At 47.0% G+C, this 20,509-nt stretch carries 15 protein-coding genes, 1 tRNA gene and 1 riboswitch; of the genes, 7 read left to right on the forward strand and 9 right to left on the reverse strand.

What is annotated here, in order from left to right:
- Nucleotides 1-35 precede the first annotated feature (35 nt).
- From IMZ16_RS03795 to IMZ16_RS03805, 3 genes are all read left to right on the forward strand, one after another.
- Nucleotides 36-1,475: a sodium:solute symporter gene (locus IMZ16_RS03795; RefSeq protein ID WP_193440556.1), complete on the forward strand. Its 1,440-nt coding sequence runs from the start codon at nucleotides 36-38 to the stop codon at nucleotides 1,473-1,475.
- A gap of 137 nt (nucleotides 1,476-1,612) precedes the next feature.
- The gene (locus IMZ16_RS03800) at nucleotides 1,613-2,464 is read left to right on the forward strand and encodes a transketolase (protein ID WP_193440557.1); all 852 of its coding nucleotides are present in this window, start codon (nucleotides 1,613-1,615) and stop codon (nucleotides 2,462-2,464) included.
- A 26-nt stretch (nucleotides 2,465-2,490) separates the two neighbouring features.
- Entirely contained in the window at nucleotides 2,491-3,435 is a 945-nt protein-coding gene (locus tag IMZ16_RS03805) for a transketolase family protein (protein ID WP_193440558.1), read from the forward strand.
- Between the two features lie 57 nt (nucleotides 3,436-3,492).
- On the opposite strand, the gene IMZ16_RS03810 is transcribed toward IMZ16_RS03805, so the two are convergent.
- The 3 genes from IMZ16_RS03810 to IMZ16_RS03820 form a co-directional block, all read right to left on the reverse strand.
- On the reverse strand, nucleotides 3,493-3,870 hold the full coding sequence (locus IMZ16_RS03810; protein ID WP_193440559.1) for a hypothetical protein: 378 nt from the start codon (nucleotides 3,868-3,870) through the stop codon (nucleotides 3,493-3,495).
- A gap of 64 nt (nucleotides 3,871-3,934) precedes the next feature.
- On the reverse strand, nucleotides 3,935-4,405 hold the full coding sequence (locus IMZ16_RS03815; protein WP_073177210.1) for an Lrp/AsnC family transcriptional regulator: 471 nt from the start codon (nucleotides 4,403-4,405) through the stop codon (nucleotides 3,935-3,937).
- 94 nt (nucleotides 4,406-4,499) lie between these two features.
- Nucleotides 4,500-9,218: a translocation/assembly module TamB domain-containing protein gene (locus IMZ16_RS03820; protein WP_193440560.1), complete on the reverse strand. Its 4,719-nt coding sequence runs from the start codon at nucleotides 9,216-9,218 to the stop codon at nucleotides 4,500-4,502.
- Between the two features lie 5 nt (nucleotides 9,219-9,223).
- Here IMZ16_RS03820 and tsaD point away from each other — a divergent pair, with 5 nt between their 5' ends.
- Nucleotides 9,224-10,255 carry a tRNA (adenosine(37)-N6)-threonylcarbamoyltransferase complex transferase subunit TsaD gene (tsaD, locus tag IMZ16_RS03825; RefSeq protein WP_193440561.1) on the forward strand — a complete coding sequence of 344 codons (1,032 nt, stop codon included), beginning with the start codon at nucleotides 9,224-9,226 and terminating at the stop codon, nucleotides 10,253-10,255.
- Nucleotides 10,256-10,261: 6 nt separating this feature from the next.
- Nucleotides 10,262-10,960: an RsmE family RNA methyltransferase gene (locus tag IMZ16_RS03830; RefSeq protein WP_193440562.1), complete on the forward strand. Its 699-nt coding sequence runs from the start codon at nucleotides 10,262-10,264 to the stop codon at nucleotides 10,958-10,960.
- A 55-nt stretch (nucleotides 10,961-11,015) separates the two neighbouring features.
- On the opposite strand, the gene IMZ16_RS03835 is transcribed toward IMZ16_RS03830, so the two are convergent.
- The 3 genes from IMZ16_RS03835 to IMZ16_RS03845 form a co-directional block, all read right to left on the reverse strand.
- Nucleotides 11,016-12,668, reverse strand: a complete 1,653-nt coding sequence (locus tag IMZ16_RS03835; protein WP_193440563.1) for a peptide-N-glycosidase F-related protein — start codon at nucleotides 12,666-12,668, stop codon at nucleotides 11,016-11,018.
- 99 nt (nucleotides 12,669-12,767) lie between these two features.
- Nucleotides 12,768-12,854: transfer RNA gene (locus tag IMZ16_RS03840), tRNA-Ser, on the reverse strand.
- Between the two features lie 45 nt (nucleotides 12,855-12,899).
- Entirely contained in the window at nucleotides 12,900-13,916 is a 1,017-nt protein-coding gene (locus IMZ16_RS03845) for an asparaginase (RefSeq protein ID WP_193440564.1), read from the reverse strand.
- Between the two features lie 30 nt (nucleotides 13,917-13,946).
- Between IMZ16_RS03845 and IMZ16_RS03850 the strand changes: the two genes are divergently transcribed.
- Both IMZ16_RS03850 and IMZ16_RS03855 read left to right on the forward strand, forming a co-directional pair.
- Complete coding sequence (locus tag IMZ16_RS03850) at nucleotides 13,947-14,603, forward strand: TrmH family RNA methyltransferase (RefSeq protein WP_193440565.1); 657 nt, start codon at nucleotides 13,947-13,949, stop codon at nucleotides 14,601-14,603.
- A gap of 42 nt (nucleotides 14,604-14,645) precedes the next feature.
- A riboswitch (SAM-I-IV-variant riboswitch) is annotated at nucleotides 14,646-14,741 on the forward strand.
- A 33-nt stretch (nucleotides 14,742-14,774) separates the two neighbouring features.
- Complete coding sequence (locus tag IMZ16_RS03855) at nucleotides 14,775-15,302, forward strand: hypothetical protein (protein ID WP_193440566.1); 528 nt, start codon at nucleotides 14,775-14,777, stop codon at nucleotides 15,300-15,302.
- 40 nt (nucleotides 15,303-15,342) lie between these two features.
- Here the strand turns inward: IMZ16_RS03855 and IMZ16_RS03860 are convergent, their stop codons facing one another.
- Genes IMZ16_RS03860 through IMZ16_RS03870 form a run of 3 tightly spaced genes read right to left on the reverse strand, consistent with a single transcriptional unit; the run spans nucleotide 15,343 to nucleotide 20,431 of the window.
- Nucleotides 15,343-16,395, reverse strand: a complete 1,053-nt coding sequence (locus IMZ16_RS03860) for a phytase (protein ID WP_193440567.1) — start codon at nucleotides 16,393-16,395, stop codon at nucleotides 15,343-15,345.
- A gap of 7 nt (nucleotides 16,396-16,402) precedes the next feature.
- Nucleotides 16,403-17,662 (reverse strand): right-handed parallel beta-helix repeat-containing protein, encoded by a 1,260-nt coding sequence (locus IMZ16_RS03865; protein ID WP_193440568.1) that lies wholly within the window; start codon nucleotides 17,660-17,662, stop codon nucleotides 16,403-16,405.
- A 15-nt stretch (nucleotides 17,663-17,677) separates the two neighbouring features.
- Nucleotides 17,678-20,431 (reverse strand): TonB-dependent receptor, encoded by a 2,754-nt coding sequence (locus IMZ16_RS03870; RefSeq protein WP_193440569.1) that lies wholly within the window; start codon nucleotides 20,429-20,431, stop codon nucleotides 17,678-17,680.
- Nucleotides 20,432-20,509: the final 78 nt, after the last annotated feature.

Below are 20,509 nucleotides of genomic sequence, written 5' to 3' on the forward strand. Positions count from 1 at the left end.
CTTTTAATATCTTTGCGAAATTATCTAAAAAAATTATGTCACCTACCTTACTGCTCATCATCGTTCTGGCCTACTTTGGTTTGCTGCTTTTCGTGGCGCTTCGTACCGGAAAGAATAGCGATAACGAAAGCTTCTTCATTGGTAACAGAAAATCGAACTGGATGCTTGTAGCATTCGGGATGATTGGCACATCGCTTTCTGGCGTCACCTTCGTTTCGGTGCCCGGTGCGGTAGGTGCGGATAAGTTTCATTACCTGCAGATTACCATAGGCTATCTCATTGGGTATCTTACGATTGCGTACATTTTGCTGCCGCTGTATTACCGCCTGAAACTTACTTCCATCTATGGCTATCTTCAGCAGAGGATGGGCGAAATTTCGTACAAAACCGGTGCGTGGATTTTTATCGTCTCCAGGTTGGTAGGTGCTACGGCAAGATTGTACCTGGTGGTTAATATATTGCAGATCAGCATTTTGCAGAGTTTGGGCGTGCCATTCATTGTGACCACCATTGTCATTCTGGCGATGATCATCCTCTACACTTATGAAGGTGGCGTGAAAACAATCGTGTGGACGGATACGCTGCAAACCACCTGTATGCTGCTTGGGCTGGTGATTTGCTCCGTGTACATTATGCAAGATCTGAACCTGAACTTCCCGGAAAGCCTTTATGAAATGGATAAATACGGCTTCACGGAAGTTTTCGTGGGCGATGTGAACAGCAATAAATTTTTTATCAAGCAAATACTTGCCGGCGCATTCATCACCATTACAATGACGGGCATTGATCAGGAAATGATGCAGAAATCCCTTTCCGTAACGAAGTTGAAAGACTCGCAGAAAAATATGGTGAGCCTTGGTTTTATAATGCTTGGCGTTATTTCGCTATTCCTATTCCTGGGCGGCTTGCTGCACCTTTACGGCATCAAGGAAGGCGTGCAATCAAGCGGCGACCAACTTTTTCCCGATATCGCCATCAATCACATGCCGCCGTTCATTTCCATCATCTTCATCATCGCGCTGATTTCCGCGCTTTTCCCAAGTGCAGATGGTGCCATCACGGCGCTCACATCTTCCCTATGCATCGATGTTTTTGGGATAAAATCAAAACCGTGGACGCCGCAGCGCAAGGAAAAATTCCGCAAGAATGTACACCTCATCGTAGCGCTGGCTTTTTTGGTAATGGTGGTGATTTTCAAGATTATTGATGATAAATCGATGATTGGCCTGATTCTCAAACTGGCTGGCTTCACATACGGACCACTGCTTGGGCTTTTCGCCTTTGGAATTTTCACGAAATACCGCGTGAAAGACCGCCTCGTACCGCTGGTCTGCATACTGGCACCGCTCATTTCCTTCATCATTGATAAATACCAGGCCCAGCTTTTCGGCGATTTCCAAATCGGCCTGGAACTACTGATAATCAATGGCTTACTGACTTTCCTGGGATTGTGGATGATTAGGGAGAAGAGATAGTTGAGGTTAAGGTTAAGGTTTGTCATTCTGAGCTTGTCGAAGGATAAAAAATCTAACAGTTAAAAATTCATACGCTTTGACTTCTCACTTTGCTCAATCGCTCTTTTTTCCCTAAATTCGCAGACTAAGATTTTGGTATGGATTACAATCTTGATGAGCTGAAAATCAAGGCGATACAGATTCGTAGGGATATTTTGAGAATGGTACACGCCGTAAATTCCGGACATCCCGGCGGTTCATTGGGCTGCACGGAATTTTTCGTGGCACTCTACGGCGTCATTATGGATTACAAACTTCCTTTCACAATGGAAGGCAAAAACGAAGACCTGTTCTTCCTTTCAAACGGCCACATTTCCCCGGTTTTTTACTCAACTTTGGCACGCTTCGGCTTCTTCCCGATTCCGGAACTTGCCACCTTCCGAAAACTCGATTCAAGATTGCAGGGGCATCCTACAACGCACGAAGGTTTGCCGGGAGTTCGCATAGCATCCGGCTCGCTCGGCCAGGGACTTTCCGTGGCCATCGGTGCAGCATTGGGCAAAAAACTGGATGGCGATGAAAATCTTGTGTACTCACTTCACGGTGACGGCGAATTACAGGAAGGCCAAATCTGGGAAGCGCTGATGTTCGCCGCGCATCACAAGGTGGACAACCTGATTTCTACCATCGATTATAACAACCGCCAAATCGACGGGGATGTAGATGATGTGATGTCTCTCGGCGATTTGCACGCCAAGCTTTCCGCTTTCGGCTGGGAAGTTCTGGAAGAAAAAAATGGCAACGATCTGGAAGCCGTGATTGCTATTCTGAATTTTGCAAAATCTAAAACCAGGCAGGGAAAACCAGTGGCCATCATCCTTCATACTGAGATGGGCAGCGGTGTGGATTATATGATGGGAACGCATTCCTGGCACGGCAAGGCGCCAAATGACGAGCAACTTGCGCTGGGCATCAAGCAGCTATACCTGGAAGCACCGGGCGATTATTAATTTTTGGATGAAACCTTCATCAGGCAATGAAATACACTTACACAGACAAAAAAGATACAAGAAGCGGATTTGGCGCAGGATTGGCGCAACTTGCTGATAATCCAGATGTTGTGGCACTTTGCGCCGATTTGATTGGCTCGCTGAAAATGGAAGGCTTCATCGAAAAGGCGCCGGAAAGATTTTTCCAGGTGGGCATCGCGGAAGCCAATATGATGGGGATTGCTGCTGGCCTGGCGATAAATGGCAAAATTCCATTCACCGGAACTTTTGCAAATTTCTCTACTTCACGGGTTTACGATCAGATTCGGCAGAGCATCGCTTATTCCGGGAAAAATGTGAAAATTTGCGCTTCTCACGCAGGTTTGACATTGGGTGAAGATGGCGCTACCCATCAGGTTTTGGAAGATATCGGGATGATGAAAATGCTGCCCGGAATGACGGTCATTAATCCTTGTGATTTCAACCAAACCAAGGCGGCAACGCTTGCCATCGCAGATTTTGATGGGCCTGTTTATCTTCGCTTTGGAAGGCCGGCGGTTCCGGTTTTCATCCCGGAAGATATGCCGTTTGAAATCGGAAAAGGCATTCTTCTGCAGGAAGGAACGGATGTGACGATTGTGGCCACGGGGCATTTGGTGTGGGAATCTCTGGTTGCGGCGGAAGAATTGGCGAAGGATGGCATTTCCTGCGAAGTAATTAACATCCACACAATCAAGCCGTTAGACGAAGAAATTATTTTAAAATCGGTTGAAAAAACCAACTGCATCGTAACGGCGGAAGAGCATAATTATCTCGGTGGTTTAGGTGAATCCGTTGCTGGAATGCTCGCAAGAAAAAGACCGACAAGGCAGGAATTTGTGGCAGTGAACGATACTTTCGGCGAATCTGCAACACCGGCCGAACTGATGAGGAAATATGGAATTGATTCCTTTGCGGTAACTGAAGCGGTAAAGAGATTGGTAAAAAATTAGGATTAAAATAAAAAGCGTTGGATAATTTTTAACCAACGCTTTTTTATTCAAAAAATCTTAACGGAAAAATTTCCACCGTGGAATTACCATAAATAATCCCACGGCAAAATACACGAAAAGTAGCTGCACATCGAAGTACAGGAAGGTGGAGAGATAAAAGCGGTGCAACATAAAATGCAGCACAACAAGTACGGGCATTGCAATTACGCCTATTTTCCTTTGAAAAAGCATAGAAATTACGCAGGCAAAAATCGCCAAGTCGATGGAGAAAATCAGCCAGAAATACCAGTCCTGAATTTCCACATCCTTCCTTTCGCTGAACAGCGCCAGGTCTGTATTCACGCTGAGAAACGCCGCCACCAAAAGTACTGCGATGCCGATGTAGTAAGGCAGTGTAGGCTTTTCGGGAACATTCCCAAAATAATTGTCGTCCATATTCAAAAATAAAAAACTTTTGAAAACCGAGGTCCTCAAAAGTTTACAAATATTATAAGAAAATTTACAGTTCTATAGCCTGTATCAATTTATTGCGGTCGCATAGATACTCTTCCATTGATATCATACTTTCGGTGCGCATCACATCTTCGATGTCATCGATCATATAGATCACGCGTTTTGCGTCTTCAGTATTTTTTGCCCGGATCTTGCAGAAAATATTATACTTACCAGAGAGAACGCTCATCTCAATAACATTCGGAATTTTTGAAATTTCTTCAAGAACCTCCTGTGTACGGTTAGATTTTGTCAAAAAAACTCCAACGTAAGCAGTAAAATTAAAATCCAGCTTGGAATAATCCAAAGTAAGCGAGGAGCCGAGTATTATGCCTGCGTCTTCCATCTTTTTCACGCGTACATGGATTGTTCCTGCTGAAACATCCATTTGCTTGGCAATTTCCGTGAACGGCATCCGGGTGTTATTCACGAGGTAATCCAGGATTTGTTTGTCGATTTCGTCCAGTTGAAATTTCATAGTGTATTTTTAAATTTTCCGAAATAATTTTTACAAAATTACAAATTTTGTGCTAATAATAGCCAGAGTATAAATTTCCGATAAAATTTAACATTCAGTTCACATTTCTTGATGAGCCAGTGCTGTCGGTTCGGATGCTGTCAGCAGGTTTTCTGGTTCTATTCCGGCGCCGGAATATTGTATTGAAACTTTTGCTATACACTACCCCTACGCCATAGGTCTGGTTGGCAGATGGGCTGCCCGTTGCGGTACCGGCAACCAGCCCGATATTAGAAGGTTTTGAGTATACGCGCAGTAGCCGGGTGCCGTCGTTTGCCTTACTCCAGTCATACTCTACGATGCCCTCGCCAGAGAGGTAGCTGTTGTTGGCATCCTCCGTCTTGGTTACCGGGACGCCAAGGCCGGTGCGGATGCTCACACGGGGGGAGAGGGAGAAGGTCACTGTGGCATTGGCGCGGTCTCCCGTGTTGGTCATATCGTCCCCCTTCAGGTAGTTCATATCAATCTGAAATTCATTGCTGATGGTATTCAGTACAGAGCCCAGCTGCTTGAAGAGGAGGTTGTAGCCGGAAGATTCCAGCTGGTTGGAAACATCGAAATCCAGCCCGGCAGTCCCGGAAAGGTTGAAACTGTTCAGCACCAGCACGGAGCCGAACTGGATGAGCTTCTCATCCTCATTGCTCATCTTGGTTGCAAGCGTTTCTTTCAGCTGGGAGGACAAGTCCGGGGCCGTCACATCCAGATTTACCTCCGGGCTGTTCAGCGTGCCGGTAATATTAACCCCCAGCACCACAGCGATCGGCGGAAGCGAGCCGACATTGAGATATGGCCCCGCGTTGGTCACGGTGCGCATATAGTTGGCATTGATGGTGAGCTGGGGCTCCATCACATCCCCATCCCAGCGGATGCTGCTGCCCCTCACGATCTGGAAGGTGCGCTCCAGCACCGCTCGGCTTACGAAAGTTCCGTTATCCACAAGGTAATCGCCATTCATAATAATTTCGCCGCTTCGGAATAGCCGGAATCTCAGTTTTTCCGCCGTACCGCGCACGGAAATATCGCCTACATCCTCACCCACAAGGACATTCACGGTAGTCCCCTTGTCCACTGCCAGCGTAAAATCGATATTGATGCCCGGGCCGGCAGGTTTTTTCTGTTCTGCGATTATTCTCCCTGTTTCATCTGCTTTTAGAAATCTCAGCATTTTAAATTCCTCCACATTGGAAGTAGAATCGCTGTTGAATGTAAAAACGCTGTTGTTCAGAGCTTTCATATTCGGCGTACTGATGTCCAGAGAAGAGAGCGGCCCGGAGACGAAGAGGTCTCCCTGCCCGTACACCCTGCCCCAAAACAGGTCTGAATCTTTCTCCGTAGTATTTAACAATATGAGATTATCGGCACGCATAATGAGGTTCACCCCCATATTCGACAGCGTCTCAAACTGGATGGTTCCGGATATATTGCCCGAGGAATTTGGCCTTCCGTCGGAAACCTGGATGTTGTTCAAAATTGCCAAGCCACGGGATAAATTGATCACTGTATCCTCAAAGGAATAATCAGCGCCGGTAAAATCCAGCTTCATCCCAAATCCGGAAAGTGCGATGTCCCCGCTGTAATCCAGATCCTTGAAGTTTCCGCCGATTTTCAGTTCGCCATTGGCATATCCACGGATATTACTGAAAACTCCTTTCAGAAATTCCTGCGCAAATGCCAGCTGGAAATCGTTCATTTTGGCTGAAACATCCAGCTTTGGAGATGCAAAGTTGGCATCCACGGTTCCGGTAACTTTCAGATTATCAGCACCGAATATTTCGGATGAAACTATCCTGGCATCGATGTCGAAAATATTTGCCACCCCGCTTTCTTTTGCACTCAGCACCAGCCTTCCCATATCGCTGCCGCTCATCAGGATATCATCCACCGTGAGGTTCAGCTTCGGCTGCAGAACCTTACCTTTTACATCCAGTTTAATCTCTCCGTTGGCAACCCCTTGAAAGTCAATGCTTTGATCCGCACCCTGCATCTCAAAAATCTTTGCAATCTGAAAGTTTTTCGCCGCCGCATCAAGGCTTAAATCCTCTGCTGATTTAAATTTCGCATTCCGAATTAAAAGTTCGCTGTCATCCGAAAAAAGTCTGAGATTTTGTACGAGAAAATCGCCCTGTTTCTTTCTGAAAACTATAGAGTGGCTTCCCTCGCCGTCGCCAATCTGCCACTGCACACCACGGAATTTAATGCCGGTATCATTAAACCGGAATACATAATCTCCCGCCGCATCGGTGGTTTGGGTAAGGCTTAGCGCATACTGCTGAAGTTTGTCCTGAGCGTCCTCCGCCGTGGTTCCGTGCAGAAAACGGGCATCTACGGCAAGCATCTCCTCGCTACTTTTATCTCCAGTAAGCGCAATATCCCGGAAGATATTATTTCCAAAATCCGCACGGGAGGCGGAAAGCAAAAACTGTTTCTGAGGCGCCCCTGTATCTATTTTCAGATTAAGATCCTTCACAGCAAGTTCATTATCCGCCGAAATTTCGTCCGTAGCATCCGCCTCATTTTTCAGCTGATAATTGAGGCTTCTTGCAGAGATATCCAGTTGCAAATCATTACTGTTCCCAAGGTAGCGGCCTGCAATCATCGCTCCCTCCGGTAAGCGAAGTTCAGGGAGGAAATAATTCATCAACCCTTGGTTTACAATGAAATTCAAACTAAAATCCTGCCCCCGATAAGTCCTCTGGTTGCCGGAACCAGCGAGTATTTTCGAGAGTCCGCTCTCTACCATTCGCGGCAAATCTTCTAGGCTAAAATTTCCGCGAATCTCTCCCTCAGCGATGCCTGGCAGGTGCGCCTGTGCGATACGCGAGCCGCCTTCTAGCCAGGTCTTTAGGCTGCCGCTTGTGATTTGGAAATGCTGTCCGCCCGCATACGAATCTACATCCGAAAGCTCTGCATCCATCTGTAAATCAGATAGATCCGTCATTGAAAGCTTTGCATTTATCAATCCTTTCAGGATTTGCCTCTGCGGAGATTCGGAGAAGTAGGCAAGGTTTAAATAATCAATATCCCCCTGAAAATCAGCGGAAAACCGTCTCGTACTGAAATCAAAAAAACCCCGGATGTCCGCCCTTGCGTTAGCATCTTTGGATGAAATAATACCTCGGTAAGTTTTTTTGTCCAGAAGCCCATCAAGGGATACTTTCTTCAGAACTTTCTCGAGAATTTCGATGCGTTCAATTTCTGCTTTCGCATTGATTATCATCTTGTTAACATCAAAGCTTTGCCCCTCGAGGATTACTTTTCCGGTGATGAGCCCCACGGTTTTATTGTGAGTAATGGCGGCAGCATTCAGGTTGGTAAAATCTGCCGACCCACGGTAAACCGGAGTATCTGTATCGAATTTCTCGAGGTAAAAATTTCTCACCGAGGCCTGCCCGATTTCTGCAATCAGGTTGCCGCTCGGGATGAAGACCTGTTTTGGCGTCACCCGCGCTTGCCCGGCATAGCGCATTCTGCCGAAGCCGTCCGCAAAATTTCCCATCTTCTCCGCGACGAATGTGGGCATCAAAGCTTTCAGGCCTTGGTAAGTAAGGTCGAAACTGAGAGTACGGCTCTCGATCCGAAAATCTTCATTTTTGTGCAGTAAACTTTTAAGCCTTGCCGTTTTCGTCGCTATGCTTACGCCCGCACCCCCGACCACGAAATTCTCCAGATAGAAATCATTCAGCGGGCCGGTCATCTTCCCAGAAATTCTGAAATCACCGTAATTATCCCAGTTAGTCGCAAAGTAGCTGATGTCGTACCCGCTGGCGAAACTGCCGGGTTGCAACTTCAGATTCCAGCGAACTTTGTCGGCAAAATCCTGCCAGCCGGTTTTTGGGTCAAGGATAAATTCTAAATCTCCCTGCAGCAGAGAATGATCGGTATAAAATGTGAGATTCTTTAGGCTAAGGTGCCTTTTAGTAAGCTCCAGATCGCCCGAAAAGGTATCCACGGTGTGGGCCTTGCCCCAGCGCCGCGTGGTGAACCTGAAGTTATTAACCTGTGCCTTTACATCAGGTCCGTTCACCCTGAGTTTCGGCACTATCAGGTTTACATTTTTCGCATCCAGCCAGCGGCCTTCATCTTCTTCACTGTTTTCATTAACGATGGAGAGCCTGGAGCTGAGGAGCTCCACTCTGGAATTCAGCTGGAAGGGCGGCTTATCCGGGTCGCGCTCTTTCCCGCTGTCAAACAGATTGATATATCTGATAAAATTCGATATGCTATCACCCTTGTAAGTGATCACACGGATGTCAGCATCCCGCAGCTGGAGGGCGTCGAAGCTGAGGCTGTTGTTTTTATTTTTGCTGAGTGCGTTTGCCGCCAGAGCAATCCAGTTTGATCTCGCGCGGAACTCCCTAGCCTTGATGAACTCCAGACCCCGGTAGTCCTTGATGCGCAGATCTTCAATTTTCACATCGCCGAAATAATCCACCGTCACCACGCCCGTTCTCATCTCCGCCTTGAAATCCTGATTCAGAATTTGCAGGGCCTGCTGTGCCGCCCATCTTTTTGTAACATCCAGATTTACAGCGATTAATATCAGCGTAATGAGTGTCAGCCCACTCCAGAACAAAATTAACAAAAGCTTGGCCCACCATTTATAATTGGTGACATCCCTGGCTGCTTGTCCAGCAAATTCCTGAGCCGTTTCCACCGGATGGTTTACGGCATCAGATGCCAGCTGACGAGCATCTTCCGCAGCGTGGCGTACTTTTTCCACACCCTTTTCCACGGAAGATTTCCGGCGATTTTTATTATTACCTAAATTTGCCATAAATTATGAGCCAGCCCATCATTCTTGCTATCGAATCTTCCTGCGATGATACTTCTGCAGCGGTAATTCGCGGCAGCGAAATTCTTTCCAATGTAGCAGCATCGCAGGCCATCCACAACGATTATGGCGGCGTAGTGCCAGAACTTGCTTCCAGGGCCCACCAGCAAAACATAGTGCCCGTGGTACAGCAAGCGCTAAGGCAAGCAAATATAGGAAAAAATGACATCTCGGCAATTGGTTTTACGCGTGGTCCCGGTTTGCTCGGTTCGCTGCTTGTGGGCACTTCCTTCGCGAAAAGTTTGGCGATGAGTCTTTCCGTTCCCCTCATAGAGGTCAATCATCTCCAGGCGCACATTCTGGCGCACTTCATTGCCGATGCCAATCCTGAGCCGCCGAAGTTCCCGTTCCTTTGCCTTACGGTTTCCGGCGGACATACGATGATTGTTTTGGTGAAAGATTTTTTCGAAATGGAAATCATCGGTAGAACGACCGACGATGCAGCCGGTGAAGCTTTCGATAAAATCGGGAAAATTTTCGGGCTGGATTATCCTGCCGGCCCAATTATCGACCGGCTTGCAAAATCCGGAACGCCGGAGTTTCAGTTTGGGAAGCCAAAGTTGGACGGCTACGATTATTCATTTTCCGGCATTAAAACTTCGGTGCTTTATTTCATTCAGAAACAGCTGAAGGATAATCCAAATTTCATCGCCGAAAACCTGAACAACCTTTGTGCATCGGTTCAAAAAGCAATTGTGGAAATTTTGATGGAAAAGCTGGAGAAAGCCGCTAAAGATTTGAATATCAATGAAGTAGCAATAGCAGGCGGAGTTTCTGCAAATTCCGAACTGAGGGCTGCAATGAAGGAAAATCAGCAAAAATTGGGGTGGGAAATTTACATCCCGAAATTTGAATACACCACCGATAATGCTGCGATGATTGCTATGGTTGCCCAGTTGAAATTTGCCCGAAGAGAATTTGCAGATTTGGAAGTTTCAGCCACTGCACGCTATGATTTTGCTAAAGATTTTGAAAATTAATTACTGATGAAATTATTTGTCGGAAGCATTTTTCCGGAAATCGAAATCAATAGTGATGAGCAGCACCACATCTCAAAAGTTTTGAGAATGAAGGCTGGCGAAGAAATCCACATCACCGATGGGCAGGGCAATTTGGCAAAAGGCAGTTTAATTTTCGAAGGGAAAAAAGCAACGCTTCAAAACCCTGAAATCTTTCAAAATCTTCCGGATTTTTCGACGAAGCTACACATCGCCATTGCACCAACGAAAAACATCGACCGTACCGAATTTTTCGTGGAAAAAGCCACAGAATTAGGCATTTCGGAAATCACCTTCCTTCTCACAGAAAAATCCGAACGGAAGATTCTAAATTTGGAACGCATTGAAAAACAATGCATTGCAGCATCCAAGCAGAGCCTGCGCTTTCATTTCCCGAAAATCAACGGGCTTGTAAAACTTTCAGATTTCGTGCAAAATCTCCCACCGGAAAACTCCTTCGTATGCCACTGCCACGAAAATTTGGAACGACTTGATTTATCGGAAATCCCTCATTATCAAAGCCTTACATTTCTCATCGGTCCTGAAGGCGATTTTTCCGAGAAGGAAATTTCTCTGCTAAAATCTCACGGCATAAAATCTGTAAGCCTTGGCAAACAGCGCCTTCGCACAGAAACCGCGGGCATTTTCCTTGCCGGTTGGAATTATAAGAATTTTAATGATAAATAATATGTGGTAGGCGGCGAAAAGCTGGCACACACAAAAAACGCAACGAACAAACGCCCTACTCTTTCACCACTTTTTTCGTGGACGATTTTCCATTGCTGAAATCTGCTTTTAGCAAGTAAATTCCTTTCGGTAAATTGCTGATATTTAGAACATTATGATTTTGTTCAACTAATTTTTTACCATCCCAACTGAAAAGTGCCACCTTCTCTATTTTCTCAGTGCTCTCCACTTTTACTACATCCTTCACGGGATTTGGATAAATGGAAAACTTGCCCTGCGAAATTTCATCGGTACCCATAATTACCGTGGTGTAAACGGCGGAAGTAAAGCCGCTGCTTAACCCGTTGCTGCATTTCGCCTGCACAAAGGCTTCGTAGCGGTAGCCATCCATCAGGTCTGCCCTTGTGTCTTTCGGCTCTCCGCTTACCTCCTGCAGTTTTTCATCCATCAGGCCTGCGTAGGTGTTGTATCTGCCCCAAAGCGTTTGCCACTGCGTTGTCGCCGGCTCATCCTTCCATTCCAAAGTTACCTTCGTACCGCTTTGCTCGGTGATTTTTAGGTCGTAGGGTTGTGCGCATTTTTCAGCGTTGGAAGGCGCATTCTGAAGATACATCGAAATCGGGAAATAGCCCTGTTTTCCTACAAACTTAGCATCCGGCACATCTATCTTCACTGTGTGATTTCCAGGGGAAAGATTGCCCAGATGGATTTCGCGGTTCGGAATCAAATCTCCGGGGCACCAGTTGCTCCAGCTTACCCATCGTCTCAGTGTACGTGGCGAAGAGCTGTAAATTCCGTTGCCCTGCGTATTATAAACCCTAAAATCTTCGCAGCTTTTTCCGCCGGGCGTAAACTCCATCACCAGCTGATTGTCCACATAAACGAAGTGCTTCCTGCGGTTGTATTCTTCGCCGCCGCTGTTTGCACCGTGGTTGGAAATTATTAAGTGAAGCCTGGCATCATTCATAGGCTCCTGAAGCGTAAAATTCACAATTCTAGTGGTTTGCCCCTCTACATCCGTGGCGTTGTAATTATTCAGATATTTCCTGTACTGAAGTGGCAGCAGAGCATTTTGCCCAACCGATTGAAATGGCTGAGACGATACAAACTCCAAATCTCCGCGGAAAACATCCGTTCTTCCAGCGCAGCCTGCCACCTGAGAATTCGCCGCTTCAGAATAGCCATCAGCACGAAATTCAATCCAGAAATCATAAAGAGCGGCAAGCTTCGCATCGTGCACAATCTGTGATACATTATCCACCTGAAAGCTGTACGGCACTTCGTTCGGCATCTTGTTTTTGTTCATAAACGGCGTGATGAACCTGCCGATTTCTATGCGCTGCACCTGCTGATTTTCCCAGGTATAAGTGCGGAGACCTTTCGGAACCAGCGCCAAATTCACACCGGCAATCCTGTCATAATTATCGCAGGCTGCCTTTATTTTCACATTCATTTTCAGGCCGTTGCCAAACTGCGCGATTTCTTCCGAGGAAAGTTTTCGGGAAATAATATCCCTCTCATAGCCGTGAATGCGGATGGCACCAGCCGGAATTTGCGAAAATGCTTCGGGCGGTAGCTGCTGCCCTTCGCCAAGATAGTGGTACATACTATAGAAAGGCACATCTTCGAACACCCTCACGGTTTGTGCGGGCGCTAAGTTTGTTGCGACATGTATCACAACTATTGCAGCAGATAATTTTAACTTCATATTGTTGCAAATAAGGCAACAAACTTAAAGGATTACTGCGAAAAATGCAAGAAAAAAACTAATCAGAAATAAAAAAAATCCTGGAATTTCCAGGATCAGCAGAAAGGAAGGGATTCGAACCCTCGATACGGTTACCCGTATACTACCTTTCCAGGGTAGCCTCTTCAACCACTCGAGCACCTTTCTTTGTGGTTTGCAAAAATAGGAATTTTTTTCTATCCTGGCAAAGTTTTATTCCGAGATTTCGCCGCAGAGGTTTTTTGCAAAATTTTCTGCAAAACTACCAGTGTACTGAGGATTATCGAGAATGTGCATAGCTTTGGTAATAGCCGCTTCCGCAGTGAGATCTCCACCGCTGATGGCACCTAATTTCGTAAAAACATTGCTGTTTTCATACTTGCCGAACGAAATTTTCCCGGAAACACATTGGCTGATCACCACCACATCAATATTTTTCATCCGAAGTTTTCGCAAAGTCTCCGCGGTTTTTCCGTCATTCGGTACCGTTCCGGAGCCGTAAACTTGCAGTATCAACACGCGAAGCTGAGGCAGCGAAAGTAAAATTTCCAAGTCCATCCCTGGAAAAATGCGCCAGAATACCACCCCTTCGGCAAGATGCGCATCTACCGAAAACGCCTTCCTCTGCTGCCCTCGGTACAGCGCCTCTTTCACAACATTCAGGTGTACGCCGCTCTGCCCGAGCGCCGGCCAGTTCGGGCTTTGGTAGGCATCAAAATATTCGGCAGAATATTTCAGCGAGCGGTTACCACGCAACAACTTGTATTCAAAATAAAGTGCAACTTCCTGAATTACAGCGTCTTCGTTATCGTAAAGAGATGCGTAGTAAATGCTCGTCAGCAGATTTTCTTTCGCATCTGTTCTTAAATCACCAATCGGCAATTGCGAGCCCGTTAAAATTACCGGTTTGCGAAGATTTTTCAGCATAAAACTCAGCGCGGAAGCAGTGTATGCCATAGTATCCGTGCCGTGGAGAATCACGAAGCCATCCGTTTCCTGATAATGTTTTTGAATTATTTCTGCAATTTCCTTCCATTCCGCAGGCCCCATATCGCTGGAATCCACCGGATTTTTGAAAGAATGGACGGCAATTTCACTTTCTATTAAACCCAGCTCGGGAAGTTTTTGGAAAATTTTCCCGAAATCAAACGGGCGGAGGCTCCCCGTTTCGTAGTCTTTCTCCATCCCGATGGTGCCGCCTGTGTAGATCAGCAGAACTTTTCTTTTCATTTTTTAAAAATACTGAAATATTTTTGCAGAATGAAATCCCAGCAGGAAATTTATGAATATTTAAAACAGTTCCTTACCGCCGAGCGGCTTGCCAAAATAGAGTTTTTCGCATCAGAAAGCTCAGATTTTGTTTTGCCCGTGCTGGAGGATGTTTACCAGTTCCGGAATGCCGCGGCGATTGTGCGTAGCGCCGAAGCCTGCGGTTTCCACAAAGTGGTGGCGATGGAGAAAAAAAATATCTTCAAGCCGAATCTGGAGGTGACCAAAGGCGCCGATACCTGGGTGGAAATCGAGCGGCTCCCGCACAGCATCACTTCACTGGAAAAAATTAAAAGGCGCGGGTACAGACTCATCGCGGTATCACCGGAGGACGATGCCGTCCCGCTGCCAGAATTTAAAATCGCCCAGCCGGCTGCCCTGATATTCGGCACCGAGTGGCAGGGTGTTTCAGGGGAATTCATTGAACTTTGCGACGAAACGCTCGCCATACCGATGTATGGTTTTACCCAAAGTTTCAATGTCTCGGTGGCTGCGGCAATCTGCTGCTACGATCTTAAACAGAAACTGATCCAGAACGGTATTGACCATAAACTCCGCCCTGAAATGCAGCTCCCTCTAAAAATCCGCTGGGCTATTAATTCCATCCGCAGCGGTGAGGAAATTTACAGACAGTTTTTAGAAAGTTGAGAGAAAATTTTCGTAGATTAAAAAAGTTTTATAAATTTGCCAAATAATCATCAGGAGATCCGCAATGGCGGACACCAACCGAGAGACCAGAATCCACGGTGGTACAGTATGAGGGCTTTGCCAAAATATAAGAAGTTTGCCTTGCGTTTTTCCTGATAAAATTTTTTTTCAATGAATGATTTTATCACGGCAGCGGCGGCAATTTCCGGCACGCAAGATTTAGATTCTAAGATTGCTCCGCAAAGTTTCCAATTAAGTTTTGAGATTAATGATGAGCTGGTCTGGGTGGAATTCCGGCAGAGCGGGAATACTTTTGTCGGCGAGTTTCTGAACATCTTCCGAGGTGCTGCTTTTGAGACAAAATTTGAGGCAAAAAATCACGGAGCTGGCTCACTTTCGGACGAGAAACTCATTCAGGCAGCGGAGAAACATTTCAACTATTTTAATGTATTTCGAAGTGCTGGCGCGGAGGCATTATTTACACAAAATTTCTGTCCGCTGAGGAAGCGCGCGCTGCGGAGGCACCGCCCGAATTTTGATTATGTGAAATATTTCCTTTCCGAAGGAAATTTCGACTTGAAATCTTACGGCGCGAGGGCAAACGCAAGCTGGTACCGACTGTATGCCCAGTGCCTGCGCGGCCCGGAGGAGTACAGGCGTGCCACTGCGCTGAGCAGCTATTCCGCAAAGAGCGCTTAAGCATTTTGCAAAAAAAAAGCTGCATTACTGCAGCCTCTTTTTATTTGTTGATTTTCAAATCTTTCCCCGCGATGTCTTCCCAGCGATAGTAGTGGAAGGTGCGGTCGGTACTCATCACCACAAACATACCGTGGCGGAATTTATCATTCAGCGGAATGCTAACCATATCGGAGCCGTCGCTCTCCTGCGCTGCCACTTTTACTACTTTCAGCAGTTCCTGCCTGTTGCCCTCCCTGCGGAAGATATGGAATTTATTGGCTCCCTGATCGGAGACCAGGATGTAGCCAGTTTTGGGCCCGGTCTTGTAGATCGATATTCCTTCGTGATCGGATGCGAAACCAGTCTGAGCAAACAGGTTCAGTTCCTCGTTGCCTTTAGCAGGATCGGCGTGGTATTTTCTAACGCCCACCTGCTCGTCGGAGTAATAGATGAAGCCGTTTTCATTATCTACCGCGATGGACTCTATCTCCTTTTTGCCGCTGTATTTTCCAAATTTCCGAACCAAATCGGCTTTTACTACGCCTCTGCCATCATCCTCCAGGAGGTATTGCCAAAGGTATCCCTCAGCAGGACCCGTCTTCCTCCCTACAATGGCGTAAATTTTCCCGTCGGGGGCGGTGTATAATGCGATGCCCATAAGATCGCGGAAGCCTTCGCCAGCCTCGCCTTCGAAAACAGGTATACCGCCGCCGTCCACCGCCTTCATATCCGGAAGAGAGAAAATGCGCAGTTTGTGTGTGAGCCGCTCGGTAGTTACCGCGATGTCTGTCGGTCTACCATTGATTTTCAAGCCGTAGGCGATGTCTACATTATTTGGCCGCTGTAGTCCGGAAACGGTAAGCTCAGGAATAATCCTCCCCTCCAGATCGAAAACGAAGAGCGCACCGTCCTTATCCTTATCTGTGCCTACAATCAGGCTTTTGGACGGGTCTTTTTTATTAATCCAAATGGCGGGGTCGTCCGTATCGTGCTTTACTGGCTGGGTAATGACGGCAGGCTGTATCACCTCTTCCGAAATAGCCGCGCTCTGCTGCGTAGTTTTGCAAGAAATAATGATTGCAGAAAAAACTGCTACTCTTACAAATTTTTTCATAATAAAATTATTTAACTCCATACGCACCTATCGTCGCTGATGGCGCGGGGGATTCATAGGTTATTCCATCCATCACCAGACCTTTCGGGAAGTTTTTGGTGATGTTCGTTTTGCCCTTACCGATGGCCGGCGAGCCCGGCATCAGCCGGAAATCCCACTCCGGATTGAATACAGCATTATACATATCGGTATTCAGTGGATAGTTTACAAATTTCGGGTCGTTGGCGCCAGGTGTCTTGGTATCGAGGATATCGTTTACTCCCCCCACCTGATCTTTCCCGTTCGGCGTAAAGCCTTTTACCGCTTCCGCATTATGGCCATAGTATAGATTGTTCGCTATGGCGGAGCGCGCATCCTTAGGCTTTTTGGTATCCTCCTTTACTCCGAAACGCGTATTCACGAAAAGTGTGTTGTAGATTTCTGCATGCACCGTCTGCTCCAGCCATATGGAGCCGCCTTTTATGCTCGGTCTCCGCCAGCCGGTATTCAGTATCGTATTGTTGTATGCTACTACATGCGCCTGGGGAGATCTGTCGCCCGCGTTGGAAAGCTTCATCGCGTTGGTATTGTTGGAATAAAACAGGTTATAGCTTACATCCGCAAGCGTGCCCGACTTGATATTTACACCCTCGCCGCCGCTTTTCCCGGTGGTGTAGAATTTATTTCCCGTAATGATGAGCTGCCCGCCATCGAAGTAAGTAGAATCATCAAAGAAGTTTTTGATAATTGAGTTCTTCATCACAAGCTTCCCGTTGCTGTTTGAAAACCATATCGCCGGAAGATTCTCTCCGGCTGCAGCTTTGTAGAGCCCAAGTTTTACAGAAAGCGAAGACTGAGTAGTGGATGCGCCGCCATATTCGATGATTGCGTGCTCTAAAAGAACTTCCTCCGCAGACTGCCCGCATAAGATTCCGCCCCAGTTCTGCCCCCAGGAATCGGGGGTGCGGAGCTCTTTCACGGTGGTAATCCTCACCGGGCTTTCCTCAGTGCCTTTTACATAGAGATTCCCCAGCACAATGAATTCCGGCTTCGCCTCGGCATCCATCTCCACCGTGCAGCCCTCCTCTATCACGAGGCGCTTCCCGGCAGGGATCACAATATCTCCGGATACTTTTACGACGCTGTTTCTCGTCCAGGTTCCAGAAACCTCTCCGGAAACGCCGGCAGAGCTGGAATTGATTTCGGACAGATCCACATCATGGTTTGCATCCTCGCAGGACATAAAACCAAGGCAGGCAGCTAGAAGTGTATATCTTAGAATTTTCATTTATAAAATTTTTAGTTAAAATTTCACTCGGAGGCCAAGGAGATAGGTTTGTTTATAGAAATCTTTCCGGATCAGTGTTTCGCCGCTGGAAATATCCTGCCCGGCAATATCGGCATTCTGCTCATTCACCCCTTTTATGAAGAGTTTCATAGGCGTATCCAGCAGGTTGTTCGCCTTTGCGTAGATGCTCAGCCTATCGCCAAGTCTTTTCTCAAGTGATGCATCCATCTGGATGAAACCCTTCTGCCAAATGTCATTATCCAAAAACTGGGAAACTGTGGAAATTCTCGGCCCGGTGTATGAGCCGGCAATCTGCGCATCCCAGCCGGACTGAGGATTTTTGTAAAGCAGGGAAAGATTCGCGATGTGCTCACTCTGCCCATACAGAGGCCGCTTCTGATCTTGGGTAATAGTCTCCAGGTTGCCTGCGGCATCGCGCACGCGGACGGATTTCGGAGTGGTGATTTCAGAGTGCGTGTATGTGTAGTTGGCCTTAAAACCAAAACTGCTGAAGAACTTTATCACATCCACCTCTACCCCATAATTTTCCGCGGTGCCGAAGTTGCCCGGAGAATAGAAAATGTCCTGCCCGCGGGTTTTATCCGGCTGCAAGGTGTACTCGATAGGGTCTTTGATATTCTTGTAGAAAACGCCCACCATATACTGATCGGAGGCTTTCGGGAAAAACTCATAGCGAAGATCCACATTATCTGCCTTGGCTCGCTTCAGATCCGGGTTCCCTCTTTCAGAATACTCCTCATAAACCAGTTTTGAAGGCACAATCTCGAAGAAGCCTGGCCTGTTGATGGATTTAAAATAAGTAGCCCGCAGGTTTTGCGTAGGCGTTATTTTATACTTCACACTTGCCGAAGGCAGCGCATCGGTATATTTTTGGCTAAGCTCCGGCCGGTCTTCGCCCATCGGGAAGAGCAGCGTGTAAGACTGGTCCGTATGCTCGAAACGGATACCGCCGCTCAGTTCTATTTTTTCAAGTTTAGCTTCCAGCATTCCGTATCCTGCAGCGATCTTCTCCGCAGCATCGTAGGTCAGGGAGTTGGCCACCGCTCCTTTCGGATTTTCCACATCATACTGAATATCAGCTACATCCATAAAATCCGTTCCGAGAATATGGTTCCTGCTCACAGGATAGAGTGAGTAGTTGTTGTAGAAATGGCTGCGTTCCTTATCCCGGTACATCCCTCCGGCGAGGATGTTAAAGCCGTCAGCCACCGTTACTTTTAAGTTAAGATACCCGGCATAGTCGTTATCCGTATTCCTCAGCCAGGTTCTAAAGGCATTGTTCGGCGAGGTCTGCGTATCTACAAAATTTCTCCTTATTCCGAGCGTCCCGAAATTCGTCTGATCAGGCACCTGGTTATCCGCTGAGGATACTACGCCCGACCAGTCAAGGGAGAACCTGCCCGGGATGATGCTATGTTCGCCACGCAAAGTAGTGTTCCAGATGCGCTGCTGTGTGAATCGGGAGCGGTAGGAGTAGCTGAGATCGGCGTTTCCCGCCAAAGGCTCATAATTCGCATTGGAGGCATTGGCAGTAAGGCTCTCCCTCAGCTGCGTGTTGCGTAGCAGCATAAAAGAGTTGAACAATTTCAGCTGATGGTTTGCGTTGATTCTGAAATCAAGAATACCGTAAGCACCCATACGCTGCTGATTTTCAAAGTATTTCCTGTCGGATTCTGAGGTAATGACTCCGTACTTCATTGTATCCACATTGGATGTGGAGTAGAATTTACTATCCGTCATCCGGTTGCTGTTCTGATAGCTCACCGCGGCGAGCACGCCCAGCTTATTATCGGCAAACCTTCTGCCCAGGGTAAGGCCACCCGTAAAATTCGGCATGGCATTTAGTCTTTCTATTTGATACCTGCTTTTCGGGAAATCTGCCACTGTGGCATTATAAGATCTTCCGAACCGCTCGTAGGGAGATTTAAATTTAATATCGGAAGTATCAAACGAATGGAACTTCCTCTCAAACAGCGCCTGAGAATATCCCACCGCCATATTTGCCGCAATCTCCCTGGCAGCAGGTGCGCTTTTCATCACCATGTTTACACCCCCTCCTATCGCATCGCCTTCCATATAAGGCAAAAGCGATTTGTAAACTTCCAGCCTGTCCAAAAGTTCAGAAGGGAAAATATCCAGCGGCACATATCTGTGGCGGTTTTCAGGCGAAGGGATTTTTACGCCATTTACTAAGGTATAATTGTAGCGCTTGTCCATACCTCGGAGGATCGCATACTGGCCTTCGCCGTTGCTGCTGCGCTCCACGGAAACGCCGGACACACGCTGAATAACATTGGCTACGCTGAGATCCGGAGAAATCTGTATGGCATTTCCTGACACCACATTCACCACTTCTGGTGCGCGCTGCTCTATCCTCCTTGCCATACCCTCCGTATCGTGGCGGCGGATTCCACGGATCGTCACTCCGCTGATTTCACGCGCATCCTTATCGGAAAGGCTGTAGCTCACTGTCACAGCCTGATCACTGCTAACTGTAATATCCTCATTCACCCCCTGAAATCTTGGGTGAGAAATGGTGATGCTATAGCTTCCATCCTCCAGATTGAGAAAGCTGAAAGAGCCATCCAGCCCGGTTTGCGTACGGATATTCCCAGGCTGAAGCACAATATTTGCCCCAGCCACCGCCTCGCCACTCTCGCTGCTCTGCACCGTTCCTCTGATTTCTTGGGCATAGAGAAATGCCGGCGCGATGAGCATCAGCGGAAGGGATATAATATATTTTTTCATAAATCCTATTTAAACCGCTAAATTAAATTTAAAAAGTCTTCAGCATATTAAGAAAATGTTAATTTTTTTTAATGCAGC

This window comes from Cruoricaptor ignavus (assembly GCF_014961145.1).
Classification (GTDB): domain Bacteria; phylum Bacteroidota; class Bacteroidia; order Flavobacteriales; family Weeksellaceae; genus Cruoricaptor; species Cruoricaptor ignavus.